Annotated in this window: 6 protein-coding genes; all 6 read right to left on the bottom strand. The window is 53.2% G+C overall.

Annotated features, from left to right (window positions below; translation table 11 throughout):
• Window positions 1-1057, bottom strand: a 1057-nt coding sequence (locus tag HMPREF2935_RS07465; RefSeq protein WP_070732633.1) for an IS110 family RNA-guided transposase, incomplete at its 3' end; no start/stop codon positions are given.
• 398 nt (window positions 1058-1455) lie between these two features.
• On the bottom strand, window positions 1456-3228 hold the full coding sequence (locus tag HMPREF2935_RS07460; RefSeq protein ID WP_061921189.1) for an ABC transporter ATP-binding protein: 1773 nt from the start codon (window positions 3226-3228) through the stop codon (window positions 1456-1458).
• Window positions 3221-4969, bottom strand: a complete 1749-nt coding sequence (locus HMPREF2935_RS07455; RefSeq protein ID WP_061921192.1) for an ABC transporter ATP-binding protein — start codon at window positions 4967-4969, stop codon at window positions 3221-3223. Before HMPREF2935_RS07455 ends, HMPREF2935_RS07460 begins: the two co-directional genes overlap by 8 nt.
• Window positions 4970-4976: 7 nt before the next feature.
• A complete protein-coding gene (locus HMPREF2935_RS07450) occupies window positions 4977-6446 on the bottom strand; it encodes an ABC transporter ATP-binding protein (protein WP_061921194.1) in 1470 nt (489 codons plus the stop codon).
• Window positions 6443-7114, bottom strand: a complete 672-nt coding sequence (locus HMPREF2935_RS07445; RefSeq protein WP_235591016.1) for an energy-coupling factor transporter transmembrane component T family protein — start codon at window positions 7112-7114, stop codon at window positions 6443-6445. Before HMPREF2935_RS07445 ends, HMPREF2935_RS07450 begins: the two co-directional genes overlap by 4 nt.
• A 50-nt stretch (window positions 7115-7164) precedes the next feature.
• Window positions 7165-7800, bottom strand: coding sequence for an MptD family putative ECF transporter S component (locus tag HMPREF2935_RS07440; RefSeq protein WP_061921197.1), 636 nt, complete (start codon window positions 7798-7800; stop codon window positions 7165-7167).
• Window positions 7801-8022: the final 222 nt, after the last annotated feature.

Genomic DNA, 8022 nt, shown 5'->3' with positions numbered 1-8022 from the left:
GCCGGGAACGCTCGTGGAATCTGATCGATGCAAAGGACGATTGCCATAGGGCGTTCTTCAATTTCTTGTTGCCGGCCCGGTTGGGCGAATTCGACATGATCGACGTTCCCGACTGAGTCGTCTGCGGCGTCAGGCCTGCATAGGAAGCCAGGTGCGCTGCATTGGGAAAGTCGGACATATCGCCGACGGTCATAAGGATTTGCGCGGCGCTACGTGGGCCGATGCCGGGCATGGACAAGAGAATCTCGGTCTGAGGAATGTCCTGGATCAGCTCGAGTACCTGGGCTTCAATCTCTTTGCGGTGCTCCAGCTTGGCTAGTGCATCTTTGGCGGACATTGCTACGCCAAGTTCCGCGTATTCTGCGCCGGCGATGGATACCGTCTGGCCGTGGATCGCAGCAAGCATGGCATCGATAACTGGTTCAGGATTACGTGCCCTGTGACCACGTGCGAAAGCTGTCAGCCGTGCTTTGCCGACGCGTCGAATCTTGGTGGGGCCACCGTATTTCGCCAGAAGGTGGAGAATCCACTTGCGGTGAATCATCTGCCCACGTAGGACATGTTCGAATGCGGGGTAGGTGCCCACGAGCGCGGATCGCATCTGGTTGATCAGGCGTGTGTAGGCGCGGGCGAGGTCTTCGTCGATACCGTTGAGGACTTTCAGCTGGAGGAAGACTTCCTCAACGCGGTCAACACTACGCAGGGCATCTGGCAGGTTGAGGCCGGCATGGGCGATGACATAAGCGTCGCGTACATCGGTCTTGGAGTTGCCGACGTGGATACGTGAAAGCTGTCGCATGGCAAGCCCGGGGAGGTAGCGAACGTCGGCTCCCATTGCTTGGGCGACTGCGACGGTTAGCCTGCCGATGTTGTTGGGCTGATCGACGACGACAAGGACTTCGGCGTCATTGGCCAGGAATTTGCCGAAGAGCTTGCGTAGCGAGCCTTCGTGCTGGTTGATGCGTTTGGATAGGACTTGTCTGCCCTGGGGATCGAGGACGCAGGCGTGGTGGAAGTATTTGCCGACGTCCATTCCAATGACGAAGTCATAGGCCATGAGTCTGTGCCTCCTAGCGATGAGTAGGGAGTTGGATTATTTACGCTTCATCGCTGGGGTGGTCGGACATACTGGCGCTGGCATCCACATTACTGTGAGACCTCGTGCCGCCTGGGCCGGGTCAGGTTCCTATTGAGCTGTTTGAGTATGTCACTGTCTCCGGTGGCATCACCCCCCGGATCATTTTCTTAACAGGGACAGGAATAAGCCATACCGAAGCCAGCGACTAGTTCCACTGTCCTTTCGGACGGCGGGAACGGACATAAACATAGCCCCTCCCACTCGGGTGGACAGGCTATGAATCTTCGGCGCCCTGGGGTGGAACTGCTAACAACGTAATGGGAGAGAGGGGGAGAGAAGGGTGTCCCCCGCAAACAATGCCGATCTCGGTGCCCGCGTTAATCGCGTCCCGAACTGATTTTCCACCCGCTTGCTGCTTTGCGTTGCTGCCAGAAGTGACGGTAGATACCAGGGACATCGGAAAGCTCAGAATGCGTGCCTAGCTGGCTGACTTGCCCGTGTTCATCCAAGACTACGATTTGATCAGCAGATTTGATTGTATCCAGCTTATGGGCGATGACAATAAAAGTAGATTGCTCCCGTAGCTCGTCCATCGCAGCAAGAATGTTTGCCTCATTTTCTGCATCGAGCGCGGAGGTAGCCTCATCAAAGAGTACAATCGGCGCTTGCTTGAGAAGCGCGCGAGCTACAGATACGCGCTGGCGTTCACCACCGGATAGAAGCCGCCCGCCTTCACCAACAGGAGTATGCCACCCTAGGCGGTTGGCAATAGAAGTCACGCCTGAAAGATCAGCTGCGCGGAAGACTTCCTCATCGGAGGCGTCGGGACGACCAACGCGGATATTAGCGATTAACGAGTCGTCGAAGAGGTAAACGTCCTGAAAGACCATGGACAGTCTGGACATTAACTGTTCGGTTCCAAGCTCGCGGATATCTACGCCGTCAACCATCACCGCCCCGGAATCTACATCCCAGAATCGCGAAATAAGGCGCGCAATTGTGGTCTTTCCGGAGCCAGAAGGACCGACAATGGCGGTAACGGTGCCTGGTCGAGCATGGAAAGTGACATCTACCAATACTGGTTTATCGCCGTATCCAAACGTGACATTAAGCAGCTCGACATTTCCCGAACCATCGCCTAGGCGCGGAGTAGTGGGTTCTGGCAGGGAAGGGGCATCGGTGATGAGCTCAGTTTCTGTGAGCGCGATACGGCCGGCATCTAAACCGACGAAAGAAGAACCCAGCTGTTCAAGCGTGCGGGTAAACCTCAAGCTGATTCCGATGATCGCAATTGTTTCTAGTGGCGATAGGGCGCCTTCAACGGCAAGATCCGCGGAGACCATAATGAGAGCCACAATGAAGATCTGCACTATTATGCCGTTGAGTAGCAAAGCTAATGTGGATACCCATAGCTCGCGTATTCGTGCTTTATGGTCGATTTCTAGCGCTTGCTCTAGTGGCGCAAAAACTTGTGATTGTCCTGCCGCGCGCAGGGCTGGTTGACGGTTAGCAAATTCTACGATGCGCTGGGAGAGCTCTTTACTCGGCCCCAGTGCGCGGTTCGATGCTTTCTCACGAATCCATGCAGCCAACTGCATCACCACGAGCGCCAATGGTGCGATGATAAGAAGGACCAAGCCCAGCTTCGGGTTCCAGAAACACGCTCCTACTAACAAGGTGACAAGTGCCGCGCTATCGCGGTATATCGTTCCTTGAATATGCGCAATGGTCTCGGCCGCCACCATAAAGCGATCTGAAACGAGGCGAGATAGGCCGCCGGTATTAGCCGGTACGAACCAGCCGAGCGGTAGCGTTGCTAATTTATCGCCCACAGTCGTGTGCGCGGCTCGGATGAAATCCAAGGCCGTGTGGTAAGAGGCCATGGTTGCGAAAAATCGTAGCGCAAAAGCTACGAGCGCAATTGCCAAAAGCGTCCACATCCATGGTGCGATCGTCGTATCCCCATCGAGTGCCTTTGTAAGTGGCACGAGCGTGAGAACGGCGAGGCCATCAAGCACGCCAACGATAAGCGATAGACAAGCATACCTTTTATTGAGCTTATGGCCTACAGGACTTTGCAGCTTTTTGACACTGCGAGTGAGTAGCGGATCACGAAGACGCGAACTAACAGGCGTAGTGGCATTAGACATGAGAATTATCCTTCATAGGCTTGAGGCAGATTATTTGGTCTGCTCCTTGGATGGACTCCGGCTTGTGGGCGATGACTAAGACGGTCTTGCCTCTGACGAGTGTGGCTAGAGCTGCTTGAATTTCTGCTTCGCAGTCAGGATCAGTTGCCGCAGTAGCTTCATCCAGGATCAAGATTGGGGCATTGGTAATGATTGCCCGGGCAATAGAAATGCGTTGCTGTTGTCCACCGGATAAAGAGGTGTCCTCACCAACAACGGTGTCGAGCCCAGCCGGTAAAGCGCGAATATCAGCAGCTATGTGCGCAGCCTCTGCGGCTTGCCAGATCTCTTCATCGCGGGCTTCTGGGCGTGCAAGGCGAATGTTTTCCCGAATACTCATACGCAGTAAGTGAGGATCTTGTAAGACGAAAGCCACAGTGCGGTACAAACTGTCGAAAGTGAGATCACGGATATCCACGTTGTTGATAGTGATTGTGCCCGAATCTGGATCCTGGAAACGCGCCAGCATCGTTGCTGCTGTGGATTTGCCAGACCCGGAGGGGCCAATCAATGCCGTGACAGTGCCTGCATTTAGTTGCGCAGAAAAGTCTTGGAGGACTGGTGTGTCTGGGGCGTAGCTAAAGCTGACCTTATGGAACTCCACCTCCATGTCTTGACTACTGGCATCGAGTCTCTTTTGGCCTTCTTTCACATGGGAAATTGTCATGACTTCATCAAGGCGCAACGCCGCATTGCCAGCGAGCTGGTAAGACCACATCATTTGGCCGACGGTTTGAATCGTGCCTGGGAGCACCAGCGCAATTAACGTTGTTGCGATGACTTCAGCGACCGTGACATAGCCACCAGCTATCAGCAGGGAACCGACTCCTAGATTGATAAGGATGAGGACAGGAACCGCCACCACAGACTCTGAGATTGCGGAAACACGCAGAAGCGGACGTACCCACTCGTAATAGAATTCCGCGAATTTTTGGGCAGCTTCGCGATATCGAGCGTGGGCTTTGCCAACGGTGCCGAAAGCCTTGACGACGGAAATACCTTCGGAGAACTCCACCGCAGTCGCAGAGACCTCACCCAGATAATTATCCATTTCCGCAGTTTTTGTGCCCATATCTTTCATTGAATATGCTTGGATTGCTAGGAAAATGGGCACAGTGGCAATAGAAAGTAGACCAAGGCGCCAATCCAAGATAAAGGCATAAACCAGAAGCGCGAGGGGCGTAAAGATCGCGGCGACCTTCTCTACAGGAGCATGGGCTGTCAGGGTGTGCAGAGTTAACGTATCGTCCTCGACGGCTTTGCGGACTTTGCCGGAATTAGTCTGGCTAAACCACGAGAGTGGTGCTTTCGCAATAGCGGTAATAATTCGGCGCCGGTTAATCCCCACCAGCTTTGCATCAGCGAAGTGGGTGATTGCAAGGGCAAGGAAATAGAAGAATAGCTGGCCCAAAAATGCAGCAAGTAGCCATTTCACAATGGACGCGACGTCATCAGTTTTGCCGTCGATTAGAGCATTTCCCAGTGCCACCAACGCGACGTAGGGTGCTACGGCGAGTACCGAGGATATAAGCGCGAGAAACTGTGCGAAGTAGATGGTTGTTTGCACTGGGGCCAGTAGTTTTTTTAGAGCGACCTGGCCGGCTTTTAGTTTTGCGTGAGCCTCTTCTTCCGGTGACGCACCGTGTGATTCTGGTGCGTGGGTTCCGCTTGATTCTGTGGAACTTTGTTTTAGTTCAGACATTTCTTTCTCAATTCTTGTTGATGTCAGTCATATCGATGATTCTGGTGACTGATTCTTGGATGAATTCGTGGTCATGGGTGATGACGATGACCACTGCTCCGCTTGCTGCAAGAGATCGAAGTAGCGCAGAGATGGATTGCAGTTGGCGCCAGCCCACGCCAGAGGTAGGTTCATCGAAGATGTAGATCGCTGCTTGCTCGGCTTGGGCTGAAGCTATGGCTAAGCGTTGCCGTTGCCCACCGGACAGAGACTGCGGATGCCGTTGGGCCATTCCTGCCAGATCGAGGCGATGGAGAATCTCATTGACATCGATGTGGTCCCGCTTCTTCTTTGCCAGTCCGAGCGTGACTTCTTCTTCGGTGGTGGCTGCGAATAATTGGCGGCCAACATCTTGCATCACCATGTACGCGGCACGTCTGCGGGCAGCCGCTCCTACTCGTTTGCTGTTCAAACGGAGATTACCGCCGCGTTTGGGAGAAGCAAGACCACAAATGATCCTGGCGAGGGTGGTTTTTCCAGCGCCGTTGGGCCCGATTAAGGCGGTGACTTCGCCGCTGGGGAAAAATGCGTGGTCAATGTTTAATACCTCATGTGCGCCATAAGAAAAACAGATGTTGCTTAGCTCGAGTCCGCTCCGCTGGGGATCGGCGTTTTCGAGCGTGGGTGGTACCGGCACGCTCGCGGGCAGGGGAACATGGTGTAAGCTGCGTAGCCCCAATTGTTTGCGTTCGGGTTCGTCTAAGGCATAAAACTCCTGAGCGCGGAAACTCCGCGTTATTTTTCCCTGAGTCAAGTAAATAACTTGGTCAGCGATATCTTTTAAGAAAAAGAGACGGTGATCAGCGATAATGATCGTTGTGCCTAATTCCTTCAAGCGGTGTAGCACGCGTGCAAGAATATCGATGCTTTCCATGGAGAGATTGGACGTGGGTTCATCGAGAAGCACGAGACTGCCCGGGGACACAAGCGCGCATGCGCATGCCACGGTTTGTAACTGCCCACCGGATAATTCTTTGAATCGCCGGCCCCGAAGATCGTTAATGCCTAGTAGCTCGACCGCTGATTGAATCCTCGACTCAATTTCTTTGGGATCTACACCAAGGTTTTCTAGCCCGAAGGCCAATTCTGCATTGACGCTTTCAGTGAAAAATTGTGTCCTTGGATTCTGGAATACTGAGGCGCTGAACTCGATGGCTCGGGACAGCGGTTCTTCCGCAGGGGTAAAAGCCTGGTCATCCTTTATAATAGTGATGGTGCCTAGTAGCTCTCCTGGATTGAAATGGGGGATGAGTCCGTTGATCAACTTGAGTACCGTGGACTTTCCCGATCCGGAATCACCGGTAATCAGTAGACACTGTCCTGGAGAGACAGAAAAAGACACATCAGATACACCTTGAATGCCTGGCCGAGCTCCCAATGGATATGTAAAAGAAACGTTGTGGGCGTCTACACTGGTTGCGATACTGCGTTCGTTCATAAGTGGACCTCCGTGGGAAGCCAGACAGAGGCAACAACGAGGCCCAACCCAGCTAGTGCAGTTGCATCGACAAGCTTGAAGGAAAGATCGGCGGTGGTGGTTGGGCGTGCGGGTCCTCCCAATCCCCGGACAAGAGCAGAGGCAGCGAGCTCATCACCAGCGCGGACGACGGCACCTAATAAGGGGATGATCAACATCGCGGACGATTGTGTGGGCTGTGTGATCCAGCTTTTTACTCCAGGCTGGAGACCCCGAAGGACCATGGCATCGCGGATGGCTTTGGCTTCTGCCACGATGATCGGCAAAACGCGCAGGAATACCGCCGGTGGAATGGTGGCCCAGCCTGGTAAACGCAGGTCCCGCAGTGCTGAGGTCAACGTGGATGGTGTGAGAGTGAGCAAGCCGAATGCGCCGATGGACATGCTGATGACAAAACGGCTTAGCCACGAAAAAATTGCCGCTGAAAAAGCGAAAAATGTGGAGCCAGGAAGCTGTAATAGGCCCCAGTACCCTAGATAGGATAATGCAAAAGCGAACAGGCAAATAAGACCATAGTGTGGCTTTACTGTAGCTAGTGCGATGGAGCTGAAAGCGATAGAAATCAGCAGTGTCGGTAGGTGGCCGTGGCTGAGAGCTACCGCATTGATTACTAGAACAGAAAGCAGCACGGTCCGTGGATCGATCGAAGATCGACGAAGCACGCCCTGTTTTTGCAGGCTCACAGGAGACCAGCGCTTTCAAAGTGTTTGCGGCTGACGCGAACTCCGACCTTTCCTCCGATAAAGCCGACGATGAGCGCACAAATGGCCAGTACTCCAATGGTCCATGGCTGGAAGATATCCGACATGGCATCGGCATATTCTTGACCCATTTGGTCTGCGATATCGACGTAGTAGGAGTCCGTATCCAGAATTAGCGGGATAAAAGGCATAGAAATCCAGACACAGAAGACGCTGTAGGCAATAGGGAAGGATCTGGCAATACTGAGGTGGCTTTTTGTAATAATCAAATCCGCGATAAACCCTAGAATTATGCTTCCCAGCAGGGTCCAGAAGTAGTGTCCGGTGAGCATGAATGCTAGTCCGTTAATACCACCGACGAGGGTGAAAGCACCCATTTTGGGCGTGCGGGCGGCATAAAGCGCTAGCACGATTCCGTTTGCGATTGCCGCGATGAACCATCCAATAAACATGAATTGTGGTCCTGCGAATCCAATCATTCCGCTTACAAAGGTGATTACAAAGTAAAGTGCAGCAAAGATACCAGCGTTGATGAGATCTCTGGTGTTTAAACGTGCCGTCGCCCCACTGGATGAGCTTGTACTCCGTGCGGGCGTAGAGGACTGTTGGGTCATAGTAAACCTCGATTCATGAACAGCTGGAAAGGCAAGGCTTACCTAATACAGATAGTGCTGTATATAAACTATTTCTAGTTTTGATCTGAAGATTCACCCTTAATGGGGGCGAATGTAGATAAGCGGACATCAAACCAGAGCACGACTACCGACTATGCACCGACAAAGTAAGCACCAACGGCAAGACAACCCTGTGAAGTGCCCCGAGTTTTGTTCCTAGGC

The organism is Corynebacterium sp. HMSC076D02 (assembly GCF_001813815.1).
Classification (GTDB): Bacteria; Actinomycetota; Actinomycetes; order Mycobacteriales; family Mycobacteriaceae; genus Corynebacterium; species Corynebacterium simulans.
Note: the sequence above shows the minus strand (reverse complement) of the source record. Positions and strands in the feature narration are given on the sequence as shown.

What these genes read in the sequence shown, in the direction of transcription:
- HMPREF2935_RS07460 (WP_061921189.1), bottom strand. Translation starts at nt 3,228, where the DNA reads ATGTCTAATGCCACTACGCCTGTTAGTTCGCGTCTTCGTGATCCGCTA.
- HMPREF2935_RS07440 (WP_061921197.1), bottom strand. Translation starts at nt 7,800, where the DNA reads ATGACCCAACAGTCCTCTACGCCCGCACGGAGTACAAGCTCATCCAGT.
- HMPREF2935_RS07455 (WP_061921192.1), bottom strand. Translation starts at nt 4,969, where the DNA reads ATGTCTGAACTAAAACAAAGTTCCACAGAATCAAGCGGAACCCACGCA.
- HMPREF2935_RS07450 (WP_061921194.1), bottom strand. Translation starts at nt 6,446, where the DNA reads ATGAACGAACGCAGTATCGCAACCAGTGTAGACGCCCACAACGTTTCT.